The sequence below is a fragment of the Streptomyces sp. NBC_00683 genome (assembly GCF_036226745.1).
In the GTDB taxonomy this organism is placed as follows: Bacteria; Actinomycetota; Actinomycetes; order Streptomycetales; family Streptomycetaceae; genus Streptomyces.
This window is the reverse complement of sequence record NZ_CP109013.1, coordinates 900,559-922,343: the sequence shown is the minus strand read 5'-3', so window position 1 is coordinate 922,343 and position 21,785 is coordinate 900,559. Positions and strand designations below refer to the sequence as shown.

Annotated in this window: 16 protein-coding genes; 7 read left to right on the top strand and 9 right to left on the bottom strand. The window is 67.1% G+C overall.

From position 1 onward, the window contains the following. Positions 1-38 precede the first annotated feature (38 nt). On the bottom strand, positions 39-665 hold the full coding sequence (locus tag OG257_RS04110) for a ScbR family autoregulator-binding transcription factor (RefSeq protein WP_329204804.1): 627 nt from the start codon (positions 663-665) through the stop codon (positions 39-41). Positions 666-790: 125 nt separating this feature from the next. Between OG257_RS04110 and OG257_RS04105 the strand changes: the two genes are divergently transcribed. Beyond that, the gene (locus OG257_RS04105; RefSeq protein WP_329204802.1) at positions 791-1,717 is read left to right on the top strand and encodes a ScbA/BarX family gamma-butyrolactone biosynthesis protein; all 927 of its coding nucleotides are present in this window, start codon (positions 791-793) and stop codon (positions 1,715-1,717) included. A 219-nt stretch (positions 1,718-1,936) separates the two neighbouring features. Here OG257_RS04105 and OG257_RS04100 read toward each other — a convergent pair whose 3' ends face one another. Next, positions 1,937-2,755, bottom strand: coding sequence for a response regulator (locus OG257_RS04100; protein ID WP_329204800.1), 819 nt, complete (start codon positions 2,753-2,755; stop codon positions 1,937-1,939). A 105-nt stretch (positions 2,756-2,860) separates the two neighbouring features. Here OG257_RS04100 and OG257_RS04095 point away from each other — a divergent pair, with 105 nt between their 5' ends. After that, complete coding sequence (locus OG257_RS04095; RefSeq protein WP_329204798.1) at positions 2,861-4,471, top strand: sensor histidine kinase; 1,611 nt, start codon at positions 2,861-2,863, stop codon at positions 4,469-4,471. A gap of 247 nt (positions 4,472-4,718) precedes the next feature. Here the strand turns inward: OG257_RS04095 and OG257_RS04090 are convergent, their stop codons facing one another. Continuing rightward, on the bottom strand, positions 4,719-5,135 hold the full coding sequence (locus OG257_RS04090; protein ID WP_329204796.1) for a hypothetical protein: 417 nt from the start codon (positions 5,133-5,135) through the stop codon (positions 4,719-4,721). 117 nt (positions 5,136-5,252) lie between these two features. Further along, complete coding sequence (locus OG257_RS04085) at positions 5,253-6,095, bottom strand: LysR family transcriptional regulator (protein ID WP_329204794.1); 843 nt, start codon at positions 6,093-6,095, stop codon at positions 5,253-5,255. A gap of 72 nt (positions 6,096-6,167) precedes the next feature. Here OG257_RS04085 and OG257_RS04080 point away from each other — a divergent pair, with 72 nt between their 5' ends. Continuing rightward, positions 6,168-7,394 carry an MFS transporter gene (locus tag OG257_RS04080; protein ID WP_329204792.1) on the top strand — a complete coding sequence of 409 codons (1,227 nt, stop codon included), beginning with the start codon at positions 6,168-6,170 and terminating at the stop codon, positions 7,392-7,394. 262 nt (positions 7,395-7,656) lie between these two features. On the opposite strand, the gene OG257_RS04075 is transcribed toward OG257_RS04080, so the two are convergent. Then, complete coding sequence (locus OG257_RS04075) at positions 7,657-8,901, bottom strand: PP2C family protein-serine/threonine phosphatase (protein ID WP_329204790.1); 1,245 nt, start codon at positions 8,899-8,901, stop codon at positions 7,657-7,659. Positions 8,902-9,625: 724 nt separating this feature from the next. Between OG257_RS04075 and OG257_RS04070 the strand changes: the two genes are divergently transcribed. After that, a complete protein-coding gene (locus OG257_RS04070; protein WP_329204788.1) occupies positions 9,626-10,081 on the top strand; it encodes a group II truncated hemoglobin in 456 nt (151 codons plus the stop codon). 246 nt (positions 10,082-10,327) lie between these two features. Here OG257_RS04070 and OG257_RS04065 read toward each other — a convergent pair whose 3' ends face one another. The 4 genes from OG257_RS04065 to OG257_RS04050 all read right to left on the bottom strand — a co-directional run bounded on the left by OG257_RS04065 (position 10,328) and on the right by OG257_RS04050 (position 18,862). After that, positions 10,328-11,176: a hypothetical protein gene (locus OG257_RS04065; RefSeq protein WP_329204787.1), complete on the bottom strand. Its 849-nt coding sequence runs from the start codon at positions 11,174-11,176 to the stop codon at positions 10,328-10,330. Positions 11,177-11,344: 168 nt separating this feature from the next. After that, positions 11,345-15,775 carry a golvesin C-terminal-like domain-containing protein gene (locus OG257_RS04060; RefSeq protein ID WP_443054549.1) on the bottom strand — a complete coding sequence of 1,477 codons (4,431 nt, stop codon included), beginning with the start codon at positions 15,773-15,775 and terminating at the stop codon, positions 11,345-11,347. Between the two features lie 801 nt (positions 15,776-16,576). Beyond that, complete coding sequence (locus OG257_RS04055) at positions 16,577-17,797, bottom strand: metallophosphoesterase (RefSeq protein WP_329204785.1); 1,221 nt, start codon at positions 17,795-17,797, stop codon at positions 16,577-16,579. A 195-nt stretch (positions 17,798-17,992) separates the two neighbouring features. Then, on the bottom strand, positions 17,993-18,862 hold the full coding sequence (locus tag OG257_RS04050; RefSeq protein WP_329204784.1) for an NmrA/HSCARG family protein: 870 nt from the start codon (positions 18,860-18,862) through the stop codon (positions 17,993-17,995). Between the two features lie 55 nt (positions 18,863-18,917). Here OG257_RS04050 and OG257_RS04045 point away from each other — a divergent pair, with 55 nt between their 5' ends. From OG257_RS04045 to OG257_RS04035, 3 genes are all read left to right on the top strand, one after another. Beyond that, on the top strand, positions 18,918-19,367 hold the full coding sequence (locus tag OG257_RS04045; protein WP_329204782.1) for a MarR family winged helix-turn-helix transcriptional regulator: 450 nt from the start codon (positions 18,918-18,920) through the stop codon (positions 19,365-19,367). Between the two features lie 215 nt (positions 19,368-19,582). After that, positions 19,583-20,686 carry a hypothetical protein gene (locus tag OG257_RS04040; RefSeq protein ID WP_329204780.1) on the top strand — a complete coding sequence of 368 codons (1,104 nt, stop codon included), beginning with the start codon at positions 19,583-19,585 and terminating at the stop codon, positions 20,684-20,686. Positions 20,687-21,232: 546 nt separating this feature from the next. Next, on the top strand, positions 21,233-21,784 hold the full coding sequence (locus tag OG257_RS04035) for a PadR family transcriptional regulator (protein ID WP_329204778.1): 552 nt from the start codon (positions 21,233-21,235) through the stop codon (positions 21,782-21,784). The last annotated feature ends 1 nt before the right edge of the window (position 21,785 follow it).

Below are 21,785 nucleotides of genomic sequence, written 5' to 3'. Positions count from 1 at the left end.
GGCTGCCCCCTCTCCATGTACTGGCTTCTGCACTGGGCTCACCTGGGCATCCTTCCCCGTGACTCACTCAGGTCAAGGCCGGCGATGACTTCGGGCCGGGCCAGGGCGGGCAGCAGGCACTGCCAGATCTCCGCCACCCGCTCGGCAAGATCCCGGCGCCCGGTCGTCAGTTGCGCCTGCATCTGCGCGCCGGTGCAGGCGTTGACCAGGACGCGAGCCCAGCTCAGCACGACGGCGTCGGCCAGCAGTTCCTCTCGCTCCTTCGCGGTCTGCAGGTCCTTGACCAGCACCTCGGTCCACTGCTGGTGGGAGTTCTCGCCGCCGCCCGCGAACGCCTCCTGATCCTGCACCAACCGTGCTCCGGCGAGGAGCATGGGGTCGTCCAGGACCCAGGCCGCCCAGGTGAGGGTCACGTCGATGGCGCGTTGGAGCCCTTCCGACTCGAGAGGCGGCTTGACCCGGCCGACTTGCTGGCTCACGATCTCCCGGGCCAGCGCCTCCTTGCTGGGGAAGTGGAAGTAGAGGGCTCCCAGGGTCAGCCCTGCTCGTCGGCTGATACCCGCCACGCTCGCCCCGGAGAAGCCCGACTCGGCGAACGCCTCCGCGGCCGCGTTCAAGATGGCCGCGCGCGTGCGTACGGCACGCTCCTGCTTCGGAGCCGTCATTGAAGGTTCCTTAAATCAGTGGACAAAGAAAAATAGCTTTCTCTATGTTATGCCATGCACCTCAACGGGGGACAGCGCGCCGTGCACCCTCACGAACCGCACGGCACAGCAAGGAGTGAGGCACCATGACGAACTTGGCCTGCACAGCACCGAATTGCGAGCCTGCCCGACCAGCACCTGAACGGCTGGTCGGCAAGACGGACACCCGCGAAGTCCTGGTGACCGGCTGGCACGAAAACACGACTGACAACCACACGGTGACGGCCGACTGGCCGACCCGTCACGCGTTTTACACGCAGCGATCTTCCTACTTCAGCCCTCTGCTGTTCACGGAGACCGTACGCCAGGCGCTGGGCCTCCTGGCCCACACGGCGTACAACATCCCGCTGGACTACCGGATGGGCTGGGACTCGTACAGCTGCCGCATCGCCCCCAACGCCCTGCGGCCCCACCCCGCTCATTCCGACGTCGTGATGACGATCTCCCATCAAGTTCGCGGCCTCCGGCGGCCACGGGGGCCAGTGCGGCTGCTGGCAAAAGTGGATGCCGTCCGCGACGGCAGACACCTGGGTACCGCAGAGATCAGCTACACAGCCTTCCCTCCAGCCCTCTACAACCGGCTCCGCGGCGAGCATGCCGACGCCAGAGCCGCATTCGCACGAGCCAGGCGCCCGGAAGCACCCATTCCCGCCTATCTCGTCAACCGCGACCGACCCTCGGACGTCGTACTCGCACCTACGTCCGAGGACCGCATATGGCAGCTGCGCACGGACACCAGCCACCAAGTGCTGTTCGACCACCCGCATGATCACGTGCCCGGCATGGTCCTCCTGGAAGCCGCTCATCAGGCAGACCTGCTCACCACCAACGCAGACGACGCGCTGGTCACCGGGATGAGTTTCGACTTCAAGCGGTACGTCGAGTTTGCCCGGCCGTGCTGGATCGAGACCGCCCCTCTGCTCCCCGACTCGGACGGACTGGTCAAAACTCAAATAACCGGCATCCAGGACGGCGAAGAGGCCTTCTCGGGAACTGTCACCAGGATCATCTGAAACCTGCCTCCGCAATCCCAGCCTCACCCGCCCACATCCCACGTCTCAGCACGGGCACCGGAAGCACACAACAACCAGTCCACTTCGTAACCGACCTGGGCAAAGCAAAAGGGCCTGGCGCTGCGCAGCCACAGCACAGCGCAGCGCCAGGCCCGCCCGTACCGGCGCTGCACGCCGGCCGACGGGCTGGGTCGGCCAGGGATTCCGGATGCACCTATCTCAACTGGCACCGGCAACGGGGTGGCGCGGAGTCACGGCGGTGTCGAAAAAGAAGGAATCGATGCTCTGGACGGTCTCGATGAAGTCGTCGAGATTGACGGGCTTGGTGACGTACGCGTTGGCATGCTGGCGGTAGGCGTCGTCGATGTCGTCAGGAGCGGCGGAAGTGGTCAGCACGACGCAGGGGATACTCGACAGATCCGGGTCGTTCTTGAGGACGTTCAGCAGTTCGCGGCCGTTCATGCGGGGCATGTTCAGATCGAGCACGATCAGGTCGGGCCGGTCGGAACGCGGGTCGCGGAGGTACTCCAACGCCGCCACGCCGTCGTCGGCCCTCTGAATCCCGCGCGCCATGCCCTGCTCGGTCAGGGCCTCCTCGATGAGCATGGCGTCGGCCATGTCGTCCTCGACGAGCAGGACGGTGTAGGTGCGGGGGACGAGGCCGTTCATGAGGGGGCTCCGGGTCTGGTGGTGGGGGAGGGGGCGTGATGCGGGGCGGGCGGTGATGACGAGTCCGGGCCAGCGCTTGCGGGCGCCCTGGCGACTGACGCCCCAGGCTCTGCCCAGCTGCGGGTAATTGGCGCCCTCCTGTGCGGCGGCTTGAGCGGCCAGTGCCGCGCACTCCTCGATGGCCCGGCCGAGGAAGGCCAGGGCCCGCAGCGATGCCAGCGCGTCACTCCGGAACCCGTCCGGGCCCAGCTCGTCCTGATCCGCCACCGGCGTGCGCAGGATGAGCTGCCGAGCGGCTTCGGCGACGACCTGCCGCGCCCGTTCGGCCAGTTCCTCCTGCTCAGGAGTCATCTGCGTCTCCACTGTCATGGGAGCACCGTAGACGGCGGTGACCCCCGGGACAACCAGGGTTGTCCCGGGGGTAAGGTGACGCCGCCCCGGTGTGCCGCCGGGGACCAGGAGGAGGGACCCGACGTGCGGATCGACGCAGAACAGCAGCAGGCCACGGTGCCACCGTCGGCCGGAGCGGGCTGGACCACCCGCGGCTGGCTGGGTGTCTGCTCCGCGGCGGCGCTGGTGACGCTCCTCGCCCTGGCCGGATGCGGAGTGTGGGTCCTCGCCCACGCCACAGACGTCAACAAGCAGCTCACCGAGCGCTGGTCGCCGGCCCTGATCGCCTCGATCCGTATGGAGAGCGCCCTGGTCAATCAGGAATCGGGCATCCGTGGATACGGCATCACGGGCGAGCGCGAATTCCTCAAGCCGTACCAGGACGGCATCGCACAGCAGACCGCCGCAGCAGCGGAACTGTCGCCCTTGGTGGCAGGCAACAAGCGGGCCGCAGCCGGACTCGCCCTGGTACTCGAGCGCGCCGACCGGTGGCAGACCACGACTGCCCGCCCAGTCAGCGAAGCGGCTGATCCCGTGGCCGCCGCCCACCAACGCGCCGAGTCAGGCAAGGCGGCATTCGACTCACTTCGCACCGCCCTGCACGACCAGGAGACCCAGATCGAGGCCGAGAGAGATCAGGCCCGCGAAGATCTGCAAGAGGTACGCACCCTGCGCAACACGGTCTTCACCGCCATCGCAGGCATGGTTCTCACCCTTTTCGCACTCGCCTTCGCGGGGCTGCGCCGAGGCGTCCAGATTCCGCTGGACCGGCTGCGCACCGACGTACGGAAGATCGCGGACGGCCGGTTCGACCATTCCATCGTTCCCTCCGGACCCGCCGATCTGCGCGCTCTGGCGACCGACGTGGACGGAATGCGCCGGCGCCTGGCCGGTGAGCTCGACTTCAGCGACCGCGCCCGCACCGAACTCGACGAACAAGCGACGGAACTGCGCCGCTCCAACGAAGAACTCGAACAGTTCGCCTACGTCGCCTCCCACGATTTGCAGGAACCGCTGCGCAAGGTCGCCAGTTTCTGCCAGTTGCTGGAACGCCGCTACGCGGAACAGCTCGACGACCGGGCCAAGCAGTACATCGCCTTCGCCGTCGACGGCGCCAACCGCATGCAGACCCTCATCAACGACCTCCTCACCTTCTCCCGAGTCGGACGCCTGCACGCCCAGGACTCCGATGTCAGCCTCGAGACCCTGCTGCGCCGCATCACCAATTCCCTGGGCCTGGTGATCGAGGAGACCAGGGCCGTCATCACGCACGACCCTCTTCCCGCCGTGCACGGCGACCCGACCCAGCTCGAGGTCCTCCTGCAGAACCTCATCTCCAACGCCATCAAATTCCGTTCCCCGGGCGTTGTGCCGAAGGTCCACATCAGCGCCCACGGGCTCGCGGACAGCGCGGACTCCGCCGAGGGAGTCGAACGCCGCTGGGAATTCGCGGTGAGCGACAACGGAATCGGCATCGGTTCTGAGTACGCCGAGAGGATCTTCCTGATCTTCCAGCGCCTCCACACCCGTGACACATATCCGGGCAACGGAATCGGCCTGGCCCTCTGCAGGAAGATCGTCGAATACCACGGCGGCACCATCACGCTCGACACCGCTCACACCCCCGGGACGCGCTTCGTCTTCACCCTTCCCGGGGCCCACGACTGTGCGCCCACCGCGGACGCACAAAGCTGAACTTGACGTGCGTCGTCCGGTCCTGGCAGTCGAAGCAACTGGCAGCGGCCGGATGCGAATACCAGCCCGGAATCGGTCGACGAAGGATGCACCACCGACTCAAGCTGCTGCACGGCTTCGACGGAGACCGTCCGTGGAGCAGCGTCTCCACAACGCCGGCACCACTACTCAACCACGGGTGGCACCCCTGGAACACGACGAGGGCGATCTGCGGCGCCTGCTCGATCTGTGGGAGCCTGCTCCGGCACTAGCCTTTGGGCGCCCATGGCTTCTCTGAGGGCTCGGGGCCGTCCAGGGCGTGTCGGACCCTTTCCTTGAGGGTTTTCGGCGGGGCCTGCTTCTCCTCCTGTGTGTGCATGAGCCGGGCAGCGGTCACGCGTATGTGGCACTCGCGGTGGTATTGCCTGAGCTGGACCAGCCAGGCGCCGTCCGTGGTGAGGAACGCGCTACGGGCCGGGGTGTCACCCGGTCGGGCATGGCGGGCCAGGACATCCGGCATGTAGTGCAGGGCCGCATCCTCGGCCGCGGCGAGCGCCTGCAACTCCGTGCCGCTGATGGGGTGCCGGGCCACCAATGACCAGCGGTGCAGTTTCAGGTCGATGCCGTCAGCCCGCCGAGTCACCCGGGTGTCCTCCTCGATGAGGACGTACCACTGATCAGTCATGACCGGAGCCTAGCCACCCTGTGGTCGAGGGGTTCATCAACCGCCAACACCGTACTCGTCGTCCCCCACCGTGAACGGGCCACGGCCCAGCTCCTGGACGTCGGCCCGACCGCCAACTCAGATCATGCGTCGTAGCGCGGCTTCGACGGCATCGATCAGCGGATCACCTTCGGATCGTGGGTGCCGTGCGAGGCCGAGCTCGACGTCCGGCAGGGTGGGTAGGGCGTCCGAGTCGTGGCAGGCCATGGCCGGTTCAAGGTTCGTGGGCATGAGCGCCGCGACGCCGAGCCCGGCCCGTACGGCGGCGAGCACGCTGACCAGGCTGTTGCTTTCGAAGGCCACCCGCCAGGGCCGATCGGCGCGTTCCAGGGTTTCCAGCACCGACGTACGCCAGGAGCACGTGTTCGAGAACAGCACCACCGGCAGCGGGTCCGCGGTCACGTCCACACCCTGGCCGACTGCCCAGACCAGCGGGCGGCGTACGGTCCAGCGCGGCGGTCCGGGAATGGCAGGCACCTCATTGAGGACGAGTTGGACGCGGCCCGTGTCGTAGGCCTCCCGTATCGCGGCGTTGGACATGCTGAGCACCTCCAGGGTTGCGCCGGGGTGCAGCCGGGCGAGGTCGGCGAGGACCTGCGGAAGCCGGGACGCGGCAAGGTCTTCGAGCAGCCCGACGCCGCAGCGGCCGGTGAGACTGCGACCGGTCTCGGTGAGTGCCTGTGCGGAGAGCGAGAGAATGCGTTCGGCGTACGGCAGGAGCTCCTCGCCCGCCCGGGTCGGTGAGACACCGGAGGGTGATCGGTGAAGCAGCGGACGGCCGATGGCCCTCTCGAGCTTGCGCACCTGCTGGCTGAGCGCGGGCTGGGTTTGTCCGAGCGTGGTCGCGGCCCGGCTGATGCTGCCCGCCCGCACGATGGTGACGAAGGACCGCAGCAATGCGGTTTCAAGATCCCTGGCCATAACGATTCATTATGTCAGTCGCAGCAAATGAACCACTACCTATGCCCTGACGGAGCATCTAGCGTCCTGTGAGTGACGGGATACCGACAGATACTCGCCGTGCCAGGGATGGCGTCGCTGCTGGGTGTTTCCTTTCTCGCCCGTACCGCGATCACGGCTGACGTGATGGCACTGACGATGTATGTCGTGCTGGGCCTGAACATGAGCTACGTGGCAGCCGGCGGTGTCGCGGCGACGCTGACCACCGGGCTGGCGCTGGGCGGTCCGCTGCTCGGCCGCATCATCGACCGGCGGGGCCTGCGTACGGTGCTGTTCACAACTGTCGTGGTGCAGGTCGTGTTCTGGCTGAGCGTGCCGGTCCTGCCGTACGGGATCCTGCTGGGCTCCGCCTTTGCGGCGGGCCTGCTGATGGTGCCGGCCCAGCCGGTGACCAGGCAGGCGATCGCCGCGATGACGACGGCGGAACAGCGCCGGGCCGCGTTCGCGCTGGAGTCGGTGCAGGGCGAACTGTCGTACATGGTGGGCCCGTCGGCAGTGATCCTGTGCGCCGCGAAGATGTCCCCCGGTCTGGTGGTGTGGGCGCTCGGCGCCGCGATCGCGGCCGGCGGTACCGCGATCGCCTGGCTCAACCCGCCGCTGCGTACCGAGGACGAGGCGGATGCCGGCGCTGCCGGACGGCCCCCGCGACGGGAGTGGCTGAACGGCGGCATGGTTGCCGTACTGACGATGGCGTTCGGCACTGCGACGCTGCTCAGCGGCGTGGATCTCGCCATCGTCGCCACGCTCGAGGAAGCAGGCCAGGTGTCCTGGGCCGCCCTGGTCGTGGCCGTGCTCGGCGTGGCCTCTGTCGCCGGCGGGCTGATCTACGGGGCGCTGTCCCGGTCGCTGCCCACGTGGTTGCTGCTCGGCTTGCTCGGGCTCGTGACGATTCCCGCAGGGCTTGCCCACGACTGGCCCTGGTTGTGCGTGGCCGTTGTCGGCACCGGGCTTCTCGCCGCACCGACCCTTTCCGCGGTGGCCGACGCGGTGATCCGACTGGCGCCGGCAAGCGTGCGGGGTGAGGCGGCAGGTCTGCAATCCTCGGTGCAGAGTGCAGGTTTCGCGCTCGGATCCCCGATGGTCGGCGTGGCAGTCGACGTCTCCGTGCCGGCGGGTGGCTTCGCGGCGGCCGGGCTGGCCGGATTCGCCGCCGCGCTGACTGGATGCCTGCTGTCCCGCCGCTGCCCGTCGCCCCGGCCGCCCTCTTCAGCTCGTCGCGAGTCGGCGAGAAGAACAGATGCAACTCATGTTCAGCGTTGACCATTTCGAAGCGCTGTCCGACCTCGCCCGGCACAACAGCGAGCGGCCCGGCCGTACGCCGGGCGTAGGGGTGGCGATCCTGTGACGGGGCCGTCATCGACCTCGCTCGCCCTTCGCCCGGCGGCACCGGCTGCTGGTACCGCGCGGCCGAGCCATCGGTCAACTCGCCTGCCAAGCTGCTCAGACACTTCGGTGACCTGGATTACGACATGCACCTCCAGTTCGGCGGCGCCCAGGGCGAGAAGGTTCGCGGACGCTGCGTTCAGAGGCGGACGATGACTACGGAGATGTCGTCGTCGCCGCCCCCTGCCACGTTGAGCCGCTGGAGCAAGGCGTCCGCCAGCTCGTCAGGAGCAAGGTCGGTCATCCCGCCCAGCGCTTCCTTGAGGCGATCCAGGCTGGTGTCAATGTCCTCCCCCCGGCGTTCGATCAGCCCGTCGGAGTACAGGACCAGGATGTCGCCACGGCGATAGGCGGTGCTGGCCTGCGGGCGCGGCACATGTTCGGGTCGCGCGCCCAGGGGTGGATCGGTGGCATTCTCCAGCAGCTCGCACGTGCCGTCGCTGTGCGCCAGCACCGGCGGAGGGTGGCCGGCGCTGGAGTAGACCAGCAGTTTCGACCGGGGGTCGACGAGCACCGTGACCGCGGTGGCCGCCAGTGCGCCCTCCACGGAGCGGGCATACATGCCCAGCACCTCCAGAGCCTGGGCAGGCCCGGTCGCCGCCCGGCTTGCCGCGGACAGCGCGCTGCGGAGCATCCCCATCACAGTGGCGGCCTCCAGGCCGTGCCCTACGACGTCGCCGACGGCAACGGAGAAATGCCCGTCGGCCAGGTCAACGGTGTCGTACCAGTCGCCGCACACGTTCAGGGAGCCGATCGCAGGCAGGTACCGCACCGCCACATTCTCGTGATGGGCCAGATCAGGGGATTGCAGCATTGCCTCCTGCAACGTGATGGCGACCTTCCGCTCCCGCGCATGCGCTGCCCGCAGATCCTCGTTCAGACGTTGGAGCTCGCGGGCCCGGAGATACAGCTCGGCCTCCATCCCCTCCTCGCGCTCGGTCAGCGGTTCACCCGCCTTCCGGTTGAGGGCACGACGGGCGTGCATGAAGGTGGTCACGTCCTCCACTCGGTGGATGATCCACGCAACATGCCCGTCCCGGTCCAGAACGGGAGTGTTGACCGTCGACCACCAGCGCTCCTCGAACACCCCCGGCCGCGCGACCACGGGGATGTCATATCTCTGCGCCGCCACCACATCTGCCTCCCCCGTGGCCATCACACGCCCCCACGAGGCCTTCAGATTGCGCACACCGTCCGCATCCGGGTCGGCCGGGTTGTCCGGGAACGCATCGAACACGTACTGGCCGACCAAGTCCTCCCCGGTACGGCCGGTCGCCCGCAGATACGCCTCGTTGACCTCGACGATCACCAGATCCGGCGCCAGCACCAGATAGGGGCTCGGCGTCGCCGCGAACAACGACTTGTAGTCCAGCTCGGGCTTCACATGCTTTCACCCCACGCGCATCCCCGGCCTCGGCGGCCCTGATCCTCACAGGCTATGCAGCATCACCAGGCCTCGCGCGTTGTGACACCCAACCGAGAGCGGCCGAGGTGGCTGCACGGCCCACTCCAGAGCCACACCCCGAACCCCTGGGCCGGACGATCCTACGAATGACCGCCTCAGCCTCAGCCCTCATCGGCGTCGACATCGCCGCCTCCGGTCTCCTTCGCGAAAGCCACCTGGATGCGGCATCCGGGCAGAGCGTGCTGCCGCCGTCGCGGTGGAAGGAATGTGTCGTGGGCACCCGTGGCGACCACCCGCGGAACCGTCCGCAGGGGGAGCTCAGCAGTGCCGGGGCCTCTCGGACGGGAGTGTCGTGCGACCAGGGTCATCCACTCCACCGGATCGGGGCGAGGCTGGTCCGCGGGAGCCGGGCACTGCCCACGGGGGCGGCCGGACGAACCAGGCAGCGGAAGCGGCGAGCAGTCCTGGGGCCAGGCGGCGCCGGCCTGGAATCTTGGAAAGGGCAACGGCGGTCCTGAGGCCGGCCTGGCCCCAACACCACGCTCAGGTAAGCAGATCCGAGAGGTAGTGCCTGGTGCTCCGATCGGAAGGTTCGCCGGGTTAATGCTCGCATTCGAGTCGCTCGGCGGGTTGAATGCGAAGAGAGTCGTGGAATGAAGCACCACGAGCAGTCCACCGAGACGTCCACCCCGGAAGAGGCGGAATGACCGACAGCACGAAACCTCTGGTCGAGGCCATCGGCGGTCTTGATGCGCTCCGCCGCCTGAGCAACACCTTCTATGACGATGTCCTGGCGGATCCTTTGCTCGCGCCTGTCTTCGCCAACTTCAGCCGCACCCACACCGAGCACGTCGCCGTGTGGCTCGCCGAGGTCTTCGGCGGCCCGACCGGGTTCACTGACGAACTCGGCGGCCACCAGGCTTTGCTGCGCGCCCACCTCGGCCTGTCGATCACCGAGGAGCAGCGCCTGCGCTGGATGGAGCTGATGACAGGTGCTGTCGAGAAGGAACTCCCGGACGACGAACTGCTGCGGTGCCGTGTCATTGAATACTTCGACTGGGGCACCAAGATCGCCCGCGAGGTGTCAGCTGATCCGGCCGGCACCGACGTCGGTGATCCCGGCCCCACGCCCCGGTGGGGCTGGAACGGACTGGCCTGATTCTTTGCCCTCCGCACTCCGCGTTGACCGAAGGTGCCGTCACCCCGGCCGACGCGGAGTTGGGTGCCGGAGTGCGCAGCGCAGGATGTGCCCGTTCTTGAGGGCGGCCCAGGTCCGTCTCGACAGGTCTGATCGAGCCGAGGGTTGGGCAGCCCGGATGAAGGACCACCGTGCAGACGCACGGTTTCACAAGGGAGGGCTGGAGGCGAAGCCTTCACGAGCCACCGCACCAGCCCTCGACCCTGCTCAAGAGACCCCAGGAAAGCGGAGATTCGCATACTTCGGGTTGGGCTCCGCGCGCACGACCCCGGACACCGCAGGCGCAGAGATCTCCCCAGGACATCCCTGCGACGGGTAGCCCGGCACATCGCGAACCCGGTAGTAGACACAGACCAGTCGATAGTCCTCCGGCCCTCGAAAGCCACCGCCGTAGGGGAGCATCCGCTCTTCACCGCAGGCTGGGCACCGCGCCTCTGAGTGAAGAAGCACCCTGGGCTCGGTGAACACGTGCGGCACACGCCCTCCGGTCACGGAAGCTCGGGGCAGAGACAGCCCGTAGTGCTCACCGATGATCCGGTACACGGCCGCCATCCCGGTGTCTTCGGACGCATCATCCCGGTAGACGCCGTGAGGGAACGAGACGTATCCGGCCTCCGCGACCAATCGTCGACTGATCGGGTGATCAACGTCCCTGGTGCCGTACTCCCGGAGCATCCAGTCGGTCCTCCCGCCCACGCTCACCGTAACGGCCGGCGGGTCCATGGTGGTGTCCAGGATGTCCACCACGGTGTGACGGGCCCTCAGGTCCCTTCCGGGAGCCAACCGGTCGTCCCGATGTCCGACCTCGGGCGCCTCCAGGGCGAACGCCCAGCCGCCACCCGCCTCACCTACCATCGCCCAGTCCGGCAGTTTCGACGATCCGGGCCCGTGGAAGAATTCCAGCGCCCCAGGGGTGACGTCCGGATCGATGAGTGCGCCGGACTGTGCACCCAGATTCATCGCAAGGACCTCGGGAGCCATGCCCTCCACCATGGTGAGGGCATAGCCTTCCCCACCCAGTTCGGCGTCCAGCCACTCGATGCCATCGTTCTTCATGGCTGGAACCCTAGTGAACGGGTCAGACAGTCAGTCAGTGCGGGCCCTCACTCTTGCACCCAACCTGGCGTGGCCACGCCGCAGGGGCCCGGTCGTGGCGACCGGACCCCTGTTCTGTTCCCTATCCTCTGCTACGCCAGGAAACCGACGTGGCGTCGACCAGTTCGCTCAGGAGCGATTGGCGTCGAGCCAGTAGTTGTCTCCTTCGAGGACCCGGTTGTTCTTACGCCAGGTCGGAAACAGGCTCATGGACTGGGTGTTCTGGTTGTTCGACATGCTGGAACGGCCACACGGTTCGGTCCAGGTCGGCACATGGGAGCGCGGGTCAGGTACAAGCCTCCACACGCCGTCCGCGCCACGCTGGGCGATCGTGTTCAGGCAGCCTTCACCCGATGTCACCTGACTCAGATTCTGCCCGCCCCAGTTCTTCGGTGTCGCAGCGCTCTGCCAACTTGCCGCGAAGGGGAACTCGTCGCAGCTGGGGACGTCGTCCGCGCCCAGCTCGGGGGACATCGTCGCCAGACGGCTGCGCTCCCACGAAGTCGGGCAGATCACACCACGGTTGTGGTCGACGATGCTCTTGTTGCTCGTCGGCGGGTCGGGCACCAGAACGTCGTCGGCCAGGAAGGTCAACGGATTGTTGCCTCGCAGCCCGTAGTGTCCGGGCAACTTGTTCTGGACCATCCAAGCGTGTGCGGCAGCCGCCGGGAACTTCTTGGCATTCATGACGTACGTCGGCTTGTACGAGCTGAAGACACAGCCCGGAGTGGCCTTCACGTCGCGGTCACATCGGACGTCGAGCTCTGATTTCTCAGCCGTCATCGGGTTGCTGGTCTGACCGTTCGCCGTTCCCTTGACCGTCAGATAGGGGCTGATCCTTCCCCTGTCATCAGTGGTGTTGTTCCACTTGATCTTCTGAGTGACTGTGGCCGTGTGAGTATCGCCAGCGACGAAGGTCTTCGAACCGTTCCATACCGGAGTCTCCTTCTCACAGTAGCCACGGCAGTCGAAGTCGATGTCCAGGGTCAGTGCAGGAACCTCGGTGACCAGGGACTTGAGGCTGACCGACACCGTCTGAGTGAAGGTGTCACTGTCCGGGTCCAGGTCGAACTCGTGACGGAGGTCGAAGCTCGCCTTCGGGGTGCCGCTCGTTGATCCCGTGAAGTACAGGTCGTCCACGATGCACGCTTCAGTCCGCGTGTAGTCCATGGACTGTGTGGTGAGGGAGCAACTCATGGCCTCCGTGGTGGAGACGGAGCCGGCCGACGATTTGGCGGACTGCTTCGCCGGCGCCGAGGTGAGAAGCAGTTCCTCCGCTCCGGTTGCGGACCGCGCGAGGCCGGCGGACGTGGGAAGCAGACTGAAGTACTCGCCCGAGATGCTCTGGGGCGGCTCCACCGGCGCCGGATCCGGGGCGTTGACGTCCGGGTCGCCGAAGGTCAGGTCTGCCGGCATGCCGGAGTAGTCGCCAGGTACGAACGCGAGCGCATCCCAGGCGATGTCCTTGGTCCCGTCACCACCGTTGAAGTTGTCCAGACTGACCTCAGGAGTCATGCCGCCGAAGAAGTACGCGCCGAGATCAACCCACTTGTTGGACTGGTTGGCGCTCTGGTCGATCGCTTTCACCGTCTCACCGGCGGTGTGCTTGATGCGGTACTCGGCCTTGGAGGTCTGGGCCCCGTGATCGGGGATATGAGCGTAGACCTTGGCCTGTCCGCTGTACTCGGTGATCTGCCGGCCCAGCTTCCAGGTGCCGGTTGCCTTCATGCGGTCACCCGGCGGCGGAAACGACTCGGCCGTTCGAGTATGGGCGAACCAGAAGTGGTTGCCGTAGCCGGCGCCGATCTGGTGGGTGTCGATCTTGCCGGGGTAGGTGGTGATGGTCTGCCCGGTTTCGGAATCGATGATGTCGGAGGCCTGGTAGGTCAGGGCGAACGTACCGTCCGACTTCGCCGCCCCGCACCCGCGTGTATTCGATCCTGCCGGGGTCGTGCCGTCGGGAAGGTCGTCCACCACCAGAGCGTTCGCCGGGAGGCCGGTGCTGCACCGCGGCGGATAGGAGTTGGCGTCCGCCTGTTCCGGGTACGACGTGTTGAACCTGTGTACCTGGTGGCCGCATTCGGCCCCGGTGTCACAGTTCTTCCATTCGGCGGATTTTCCCCACCAGCAGTGCAGCCAGTGCGGATTGGTGTCGCTGTCGCCGGAGTCCAGCGCACAGGCCCCCATGCCGGGGTCGTTGGAGTCGCCGTCCACAACCTTCGACGGGTCGCAGGAGTTGGACGCGTCGCAGAAAGTGTCCAGCGGCGGCTTCACAGCGGCACGCTGTGCGTCGCTGTTCCACCAGGCGGCCAGGTAACCGGCCCGGAAGTCGCCGGGCCCGAACATCGCGGAGATCGGGCGTGCGGCCCAGCCCAGCACCTTCTCCTCGTACGGCCAGTCCTGCGGGTGCGCGGCGTGGGAGTAGTCGTCCAGGTGCGGATCGACGGCGTGTTGCAGGAAGGGGACCCGGTTGGCCTTCCACAACGGGTTGGCCGGGTTGTTGGTCCAGCCCACCCCCTTGTGGCCGGCGGAGTCGGCGGCCGCGTAGAGGCCCGAGTTGTACGCCCACAGGGCGAGGAACCAGTTCTCCAGCCACTGCGGGTGACCGTCATTGATCGTCATGCCCTGGCCGTGGAGGTCGTTCCACTTGCGGGACAGGATCGTCACGCCGTAGGCGATGTTCGCGGCGTAGTCCAGAGCGACAGCTTCCTGCGTGGACGGCGGCAGTGCTGTCTCGCCCTCCTTGGTCTTGCCTGCGAGCCGCATGCCGTCGGTGGCCTGTGTGATGCCGTAGCCGCAGTCCGCCTCGGAGAAGTTGATCCGCCAGGGGTCGGCCTGGGTTCCGTCCGAGGTGTACTGGGTGCCGTAGTAGTTGCCGACGAGGCTGTTGGCCGTGACCCCGGGAACGGCGAAGCGGGTCGCCTGCCACATGTTGGATTCCTGCGCCGTGATGCCGAGCATCACCTGCGAGGGTATGTGCCAGCGGTCGGTGACATCCGGGTCCTCGTTGTCGAGGGTGCCGTTGGGGTCACCGGCCAGCGTGATCGGCGGGAACAGCCCCTGGGGGCTGTAGGAATCCATGCCGGTGTTCTTCCAGTTCGCCGGCCTGCCGACGCCCAGTTCACCGACAACGGCCTGGTCCACAGCCCATTCCACCTGCCGCGGAGTCGGCTGGAACGCCTGCTTCTTCACATCGTTGCGGGCCACCGCACAGTAGCGCTCATCGGTGCCCTCACTCGGACCGGTCGGCGACGCCGTCAGCACCTGGGTGCGCGCCGACTGCGTGGACATCCCCTCGCTGTCGCCGCTGACCGACGGCTTCGCGGATGACTTCTTCCCTGTAGGGACGCCCAGCGCGGGGGAGAGCCGGCTTCCGGCCTCGGCCCGCTCGGCGGACAGCTGAGGTGTGGCGTCCAGCGCGGTGTGCTTTCCGGTGGCGACCACGTCCAAAGTGATCCGCGCATCACGGACCTGCTTGGTCTCCTCGGGCGTGATCAGGCTGGTCTTGCCGTCCGCCCACGTCGTGGACACGCCCGCGTGGCCGAGACTCGACATACGAGCACCCTTGGCGAGATGGCCCGGGTTCTTCACCCGACCAGGCAGAGTCCCCTTGCTCGTAGCCTTGCCCGTGAGGAACACCGTGCCGCCCGGGGTGGCGGACAGGTCCCAGTCGGCGAGCTTTCCTTCGGCGACCGTCTTCGGGGTGGCCTTCTTGCCCTTGACCTGTGTGGAGTCCAGGTGCTTGGCCCAGGACTTCACCTTGGTCTTCTTGGTGTCGGCTTCCCGGTCGATGAAGGTCACGCCGTCGCCGCTGTCGGCGGCGATCTGGAACGGCACATGCTTCGTTACGGCGAGGACGGTCTCCTTCTGCCCGTTGATGCGGACGAGCTTGTTGCCGTGGCCGGCCACGATGCCGTGCCGGGTCGGGACAGCCGAGGTGACCTGACCGGGGAAGGCGGCCGACCGGGTCTGCTCGCCCGTGGCCGCGTCCACGGTGATCAGACGGGTCTTCTGCTCCTTGTCCCCGTCGTAGGTCAGCTGGGTGAACACCACGTCATCCTTGGTGCCGCAGCCCGGAGAGAAGTAGGCCAGCGACGCGGTGAACGGCAGCTTGGTGACCTTGCCGCTGCCCAGGTCGACGACGGCGGTGAATGCTCCGCGCACCATCAATTCGGGATTGTTGGTGAATGCCCGGGGTGCGTAGGCGACAGCCGCATACTTCCCGGACGCGGTCACGCACGTATTACCTATCCAGGTGTCCGCATCGAACCCGTCCTCGCGTAGCGTGGCTACGGTGGCGAACTTGTAGCCGTCCTTCTCCTTTCCTGTCAGGACATGGAAGCCGGTGCCGTCGCCGGAGGCCGACAGGGCAACGTCCTTGGAAGAAGAGTGGTTCTTGCCCAGGACCGTGGTGCGGTCCCTCTCAACAACCTCGTGGGGCTTGCTCGTTGACTTCGGCAGGCTCTTGCCGCCTTGAACGGCGTTGTCGGGGACCTTCGGTCCCTGAGCCTGTGCGGACGTGGACAGTGACGACGCAAGAATCGCCGTCGCTGCCGCCATCACCACCGCGTGCCGTCTTTGTCTTATACGCACTTAGGTGTTCCCTTTCCTGCTTCCGGTCAACGATCACGGAAGACGTAGCGAAGGCAACTACCTTCTTCTTGAAGCGGATGCTCTTCGTCACATCTCCATCGATTGATCGATTGCGCGAGAAGGATCTTCACATCCAGGTATGTGTCATGACCATGGTCGTTGCATGATCGAGATCTTGTTGCGGGGGAGGTCGTCGGCTGCACTGTTCCTCACTCCGGTTGAACCGGGGCCGACAGTGAGGCAGCGTCAGATCACCTTCGCTCAGGCGGCGTTGCCCGTCCACGCGTGTGAAACCTTCTCCGTGACGTTGGTGCGGAGGCGATCTTCCTGCAGTTGCCCGGGAGTTGGGGTGAGCGGGGGCAGGTGATCGAGATGGTCAGCCAACTCTGGATCGGTCTCGATCCGTCAGACCAGGAGAAGACGCCGACGGCGCAGATGATCGAAAGCTGCTCACACGGTCCGTAGCCCTGCTCCGGTGCGGCGCCTGGTGGGGAGCTCCCTCGTACGGCGCAGTGATGGCCGCGCCTCACGGTCGTGAGCATGAGGCGCGGCCACTGATCACTTGGGCGAAGAAGGGTTCTTCGTCTGCTGGTGGCAACTGGCACCACGCGTCGCTGATGTACGCACAACGTGGCCGCGTACGGCTTGTTGGAGCCGTCTGCCCGGGGGTCCGGATCTTGTACTCAGCGGGACGAGCCTGGGCATCGGCCGGCGCAGCATCCCTCGGCGCGTGCACCGCTCCAAGCGGATGTGTCGACCCGTCGAGTGCTACATCGAGGTGGGCAGGTCCGGGGAGCGGAGCACGAGCAGGGTGATCTCGCTGGGGGCGAAGACGCGGAACGGCGGACCCCAGAAGCCGGTGCCGCGGCTGGTGTAGAGGAGGGTGCGGGGGCCGTGGTGGCTGAGGCCGGCGAGGGCGGGCTGGTCGATGCGGACCAGGTGGTGGAAGGGCCAGATCTGGCCACCGTGGGTATGGCCGGAGAGCTGTAGGTCGACGCCGTCGGCTGCCGCCCGGTCGATGAACTTGGGCTGGTGTGCCAGGAGCAGGACGGGGAGGTCGGGGTCGGCGCCGTCCAAGGCTCCGGCGAGGTGGGCGCGGTGTCCTGCCAGGCCGGAGGACTCGGCGGTGACGTCGTCCACGCCGGCAACCACGAGGGTGTCGCCTCCGCGTTCGAGGAGCAGATGGCGGTTGCGCAGCGGCTCCCAGCCCAGCTCGTCCATCAGGTCGACCCAGCCCTGGGCCTCGCTGTAGTACTCGTGGTTGCCGGTGACGTACACACGGGCCCGGGTGGCCCGCACGGTTCCGAGTGGGGCGGCCTGCGCGCGGCGGCGTTCGGCCGTGCCGTCCGCGATGTCACCCGTGTGGCAGACCAGGTCGGCATCCAGGGTGTTCACCGTCTCGCACACCTGCGCCGACCAGCGAGTGCGATCGAGGGGACCGTAGTGGGTGTCGGTGATGAGGACGACGCGGAGGCCGTCCAACCCGGCACCCAGCCTTGGGAGTTGTACGTCCAGTCGGCGCACGCGCGGCACGCGGCGGGCTTCGGCGTACCCCCAGGCGAGTAGTACGGCGCTTATGCCGAGGACCACCCAAGTGACCATTCGAGCCCGGTCCTGAGCCCCGTCGACGCCGGCCACGGTCAGGACGAGCAGCAAGGGGACGCCGAGCAGAATGGACCAGGCGAACAGGACCCAGCTGGTGCCCAGCAGGGTGTCACCGACGATCGCCGCCCGATCCTGCTGGCGCCGGCCGTGGCCGCGCACCATCGCGAGCGGCATCCCGACGAGACCGAGGGCGAACAGGGCGGTGCCGGCGAGCGCGACGGGCAGCGGCCAGTGCTGGCCGCTGTGCAGGAGCACCCAGCAGGGCACGGCCCACAGCAGGACGGGGGCGATCAGGGGGAGGTAGCGCATCAGGCGGTGCAGTCGACTCTGCCGCGGAGCTTGCGCGTCACTGTCGGCGGGTCGGGTGTCGCTGGAGTCGGTCACGCTTCCCCTCACAAGCCAGGCTGCCGTCCCGCGCACTGTATCCGGTCGCCCTCGGGTCGGCCGGACCGGCGTTCGTGGGGGCCCTTGGGGCGAAAGGTTCCTTGCGGTATGGCAAGAATTCGCCGCAGATACCTCCCTTGGCGCGAGCTGCGCATGCTCGCGGCCTGAGTCCGGCTATGTGCTGACCGCGTGGAATCAGCTGGCCGGCCAGGTGCGCTCGGCTGCCCAGGTGCCGAAGCGCTGCCAGCCGATCTCCGGAAAGTCGCGCCGCAGTGCGTTCACGTCCACATCGAGGCCGACGTCTGTGAAGTAGCGGAACATCGCGGCGAGATCGGCCGAGAACGCCTCGACGTGGGCGATCGGCAGCCGCTCGAAGACGATCGGTCGGCCGCACACCCCGGTCAGGGCTTCCGCGATCTCCAGACAGGTCAGCTTGTCGGAAGCGATGTCGATGCGCCGGCCCGCGAACTCCTGCGGTCGCGCAAGAACATGGGCTGCGAAGGCGCCGATGTCCCGCGCGGGAATCAGTGTCAGCGGCCGGTCGGCCGGCATCGGCAGCACGAACCGGCCTTCGCGTAGACCCTCGAGCGACCACTCGACCGTGTAGTTGTCCATGAATGCGGCCGGACCGAGAATCGTCCAGGGCACACCCAGCCCTCGCAGGTGCCGCTCGATGCGGTACTTGCTCTCGAAGTGCGGAATGCCCGTGCCGCGGTCGGCGTGAGCTGCCGAGGTGAACACGATGTGCCCGACACCACGGGCGGCCTCCAGCAGGTCGATGCCCTGCCTGATTTCGGTCTCCGGGTCCGAGCCGAATGGCGTGGACATCGCGAACAATCCGTCGGCGCCGTTCAGGGCCGCCTCCAGCGACTTGCTGTCGTCGAAGTCCGCCGCGTACACCTCGGCGCCGAGGCGCCTCAGCGCGCGGGCGGCGGCCGAATCGGAAGTGCGGGTGAGGGCGCGGACCTGGAAGCCCTGATCGAGCAGCGAGCGGGCGGCCGCGCCGCCTTGGGCGCCGGTCGCTCCGGCGACGGCCACCACGGGCCGGTAGGATTCCTTCGTCATGCGGTTACCGTACGACACAGTTACTGCGTTACGCAGATATTTAGCGAGGGTATGCATGCTGATTGACGATCTCCAGCAGGAGTCCCGCCGCTACCTGGCCTCGTACGTCATGTTCAACCAGGCGGTAGCGGACCATCTCAAGCTGCACCCCACCGACGTCCAGTGCCTCAACCTGCTGACCGCCGAGCCCGGCAGGTTCACCACCGGCCGGATCGCCGAACTCACCGGCCTGACCAGCGGATCGGCCACCCGGCTGGTCGACCGACTCGAGAAGGCCGGTTACGTTGTCCGGCACCGCGACAAGACCGACCGCCGCCGGGTTTGGGTGGAACCTGTTCCAGAGGCGATGCGGGATCTCAGGGAGCTCTGGTCCGAGCTGAGCCAGGGATGGCGGGCGATGTTCGCCGACTACACCGAGGACGAGCGCGCCCTTCTGTACCGGCACATGCAGCGCACCGTTGAACTCTCCCGGCAGCAGATCGCCCACCTGCGCAACAAGGAATGACCGCCGCACACACAGAACGCTCGGCCGGCAAACCCCGGCCGAGCGCCTGCATGAACTGCTCGCGGCCTGACCAACACGTCCACGTGCTGCAACGTGCAAACCGACCATCCCCATATCGAGGTGCGCGATGTCCGGTCGCAGGCGCACAATGCGAGCCCAGCTCCGGGGCGCGGTCCCACCGGTGGAAGCGACGTGCGGCGCTGACGACAACCGCAGTGCGCCCAGAGGAGCTCCGACCCATGTCATGCAGCGAGGACGCCGACTGTCAGAACAGACCCGACGACCACGAAAACGGGGCGCAACCTGATACGAGCCCCGTGGAGCTCCACTCCTTCGTCCTCTGCAAGTACGACGAGGCCAGACGCCGGGGTGACATCGACGACTGGACCGACCATTCCGACATCGGCGCGTGCTTCGACGGACGCATCCTGACGGCTGAGGAGTATCAGCGGACCGAGGACCGTTACATCGCGGCTGTCGACATCCTCGCGAGAGCGGCCGGCGCCTCGCACTTCACCCTGCGGAACGTCTTCCTGCACAGCCCTCCGCCGGCCTGGCTCGGAGAGGTGTACGAGGGTCGAATCGTCGACAAGACCTCAGCCCTGCGGATGCTCAGAGGGCACATGTCCGGAGACACTCCCGCTGCCCGGTTCGAGAGCGAGAAGATGTGCATGACGATGGGCTTCGACTTCTACATGCACGTACAGATCCCTGAGCGAGCCCTTGCGTCTCTCGACGAGATCGAGGACATGGGCCTATTCGTCCTGGAAGGCTGGGAGCAGGACGACGACGAAGACGAGGAAAAGCTCGTCTCGCGGCACGCCGATGACGCCTTCTGGACCGAGGTGGCCGAGGGGTTGGCCATGAGGTCGTCCGCACAGCAGCAGGAAGCCCGGACGCTTGTCGTGGAGCGCTGGGCCGACGGAAACCTCGGTCGCCGGTTGTGGCTCGTGGCAGCCGACGACCTCTCTTCGGTGGCCGCATCGGTGAAACGTCAGGCACTGATCTCCGCCTTCGTCGATCCGGAGATCCACGCGACCTCTCGGGACGAGGTCGCGCATGCCGTGGAGGCCGTAAGACGGGCCCAGTCGGACGATGACTGCGCAGGCGTGGTGGTCTTCCCGCTGGCCGGCGACAGAGAACTCCTCACCGTCACCGTGGGATGGGATGACCCCTTGCCGGACGACGGTGGCCTTCCCCCAGGACAGGAGTTCGGGGTCTTCCCGTGGCCGGCAGCGGACGCGGTGTGTCTGGAGGCGGTCGTGCCGGGAGGCGACGGTTGTGTCACCGCCCGTTGGGTGGCCTCTTCGACGTCGTGATACCGCCCTCGGCATCTTCAGGGCTCATAGTGGCTCCGGACCGACCTGGCTTCAGGGGTAGTTGCCGTCTTGACTGTGGCGGTTGCCGATCGAACGGCAGTCCCGTTCGGGTGGTCGCAGTGCGATAGCCGTAGAGAGGCAGGGCCTCCGGCGCGGCTCCTCAGCGTTGAAGCCGGAGGAGCACCAGGGAGGCCCTGGTGTCGCTGTGGTATGCCCCTTCGCCAGCCGATTCCAACGCGGTTGCACCTGAGTGTGATTGTTGCGCGGAAGGCCGTGGCGGGTAGCCGGAGAGAGCTACTGCCACCGGCAGAGGGCCGGGGGAGTCTCGGCGCCGAGGCTCGAACTCACGATGCCGGAGTCCTACGAGGCTGCCCACTCCATGCCGTCCCGCAGCTCTTAGAGCTGGCCGGAGCCGCCGAACGGGCAGCCGCCGGGCGGGTCGACCGGTCATGGGTGGGTCGCCCTCGCCCCGGAGTCCGGAGTGAGGTGTGTCGCACGTGGCCGCGACTCGTTGCTATGCAACTAGTTGCGTAGCAGACTCACCGCATGGCCCTTGAACACGCGATCCTGGTGTCCCTGCTGGAGCTGCCCGGCTCCGGCTACGAGCTGGCCCACCGCTTCGACCGGACCATCGGTCGATTCTGGAGCGCCAGCCACCAGCAGATCTACCGTGTGCTCAAGCGCATGGAGTCCGACGGCTGGGTCGCCGTCGAGGCGGTGGCTCAGCAAGGCCGACCGGACAAGAAGGTGTACTCGGTGGCAGGCCCCGGACGGGCCGTGCTCACCGCCTGGCTGAGGACGCCTGTCGAGTCCGAGTCGGTTCGGCAGGAGCTGGCCGTGAAGATCCGAGGTGCCGCCTTCGACGATCCGCAGGGCAGGGCCGGACTGCTCGCCGAGGTGGAGCGGCACCGGGAGATCCACGCCGCCATGCTGGAGCGCTACCTGGCCGGGGAGCGCCGTGACTTCCCCGACCCCGAGACGCAGGACGCGGGCCAGTCGCTGCAGCACGTCGTGCTGCGCGGCGGTATCGAGTACGAGCGCATGTACCTCGCCTGGCTCGACGACGTCCTCGCGACCCTCCGCCGGATCATCGGCTGAC

What these genes read in the sequence shown, in the direction of transcription:
- OG257_RS04110 (WP_329204804.1), bottom strand. Translation starts at nt 665, where the DNA reads ATGACGGCTCCGAAGCAGGAGCGTGCCGTACGCACGCGCGCGGCCATC.
- OG257_RS04105 (WP_329204802.1), top strand. Translation starts at nt 791, where the DNA reads ATGACGAACTTGGCCTGCACAGCACCGAATTGCGAGCCTGCCCGACCA.
- OG257_RS04100 (WP_329204800.1), bottom strand. Translation starts at nt 2,755, where the DNA reads ATGACAGTGGAGACGCAGATGACTCCTGAGCAGGAGGAACTGGCCGAA.
- OG257_RS04090 (WP_329204796.1), bottom strand. Translation starts at nt 5,135, where the DNA reads ATGACTGATCAGTGGTACGTCCTCATCGAGGAGGACACCCGGGTGACT.
- OG257_RS04085 (WP_329204794.1), bottom strand. Translation starts at nt 6,095, where the DNA reads ATGGCCAGGGATCTTGAAACCGCATTGCTGCGGTCCTTCGTCACCATC.
- OG257_RS04070 (WP_329204788.1), top strand. Translation starts at nt 9,626, where the DNA reads ATGACCGACAGCACGAAACCTCTGGTCGAGGCCATCGGCGGTCTTGAT.
- OG257_RS04065 (WP_329204787.1), bottom strand. Translation starts at nt 11,176, where the DNA reads ATGAAGAACGATGGCATCGAGTGGCTGGACGCCGAACTGGGTGGGGAA.
- OG257_RS04060 (WP_443054549.1), bottom strand. Translation starts at nt 15,775, where the DNA reads ATGGCGGCAGCGACGGCGATTCTTGCGTCGTCACTGTCCACGTCCGCA.
- OG257_RS04050 (WP_329204784.1), bottom strand. Translation starts at nt 18,862, where the DNA reads ATGACGAAGGAATCCTACCGGCCCGTGGTGGCCGTCGCCGGAGCGACC.
- OG257_RS04045 (WP_329204782.1), top strand. Translation starts at nt 18,918, where the DNA reads ATGCTGATTGACGATCTCCAGCAGGAGTCCCGCCGCTACCTGGCCTCG.
- OG257_RS04035 (WP_329204778.1), top strand. Translation starts at nt 21,233, where the DNA reads ATGGCCCTTGAACACGCGATCCTGGTGTCCCTGCTGGAGCTGCCCGGC.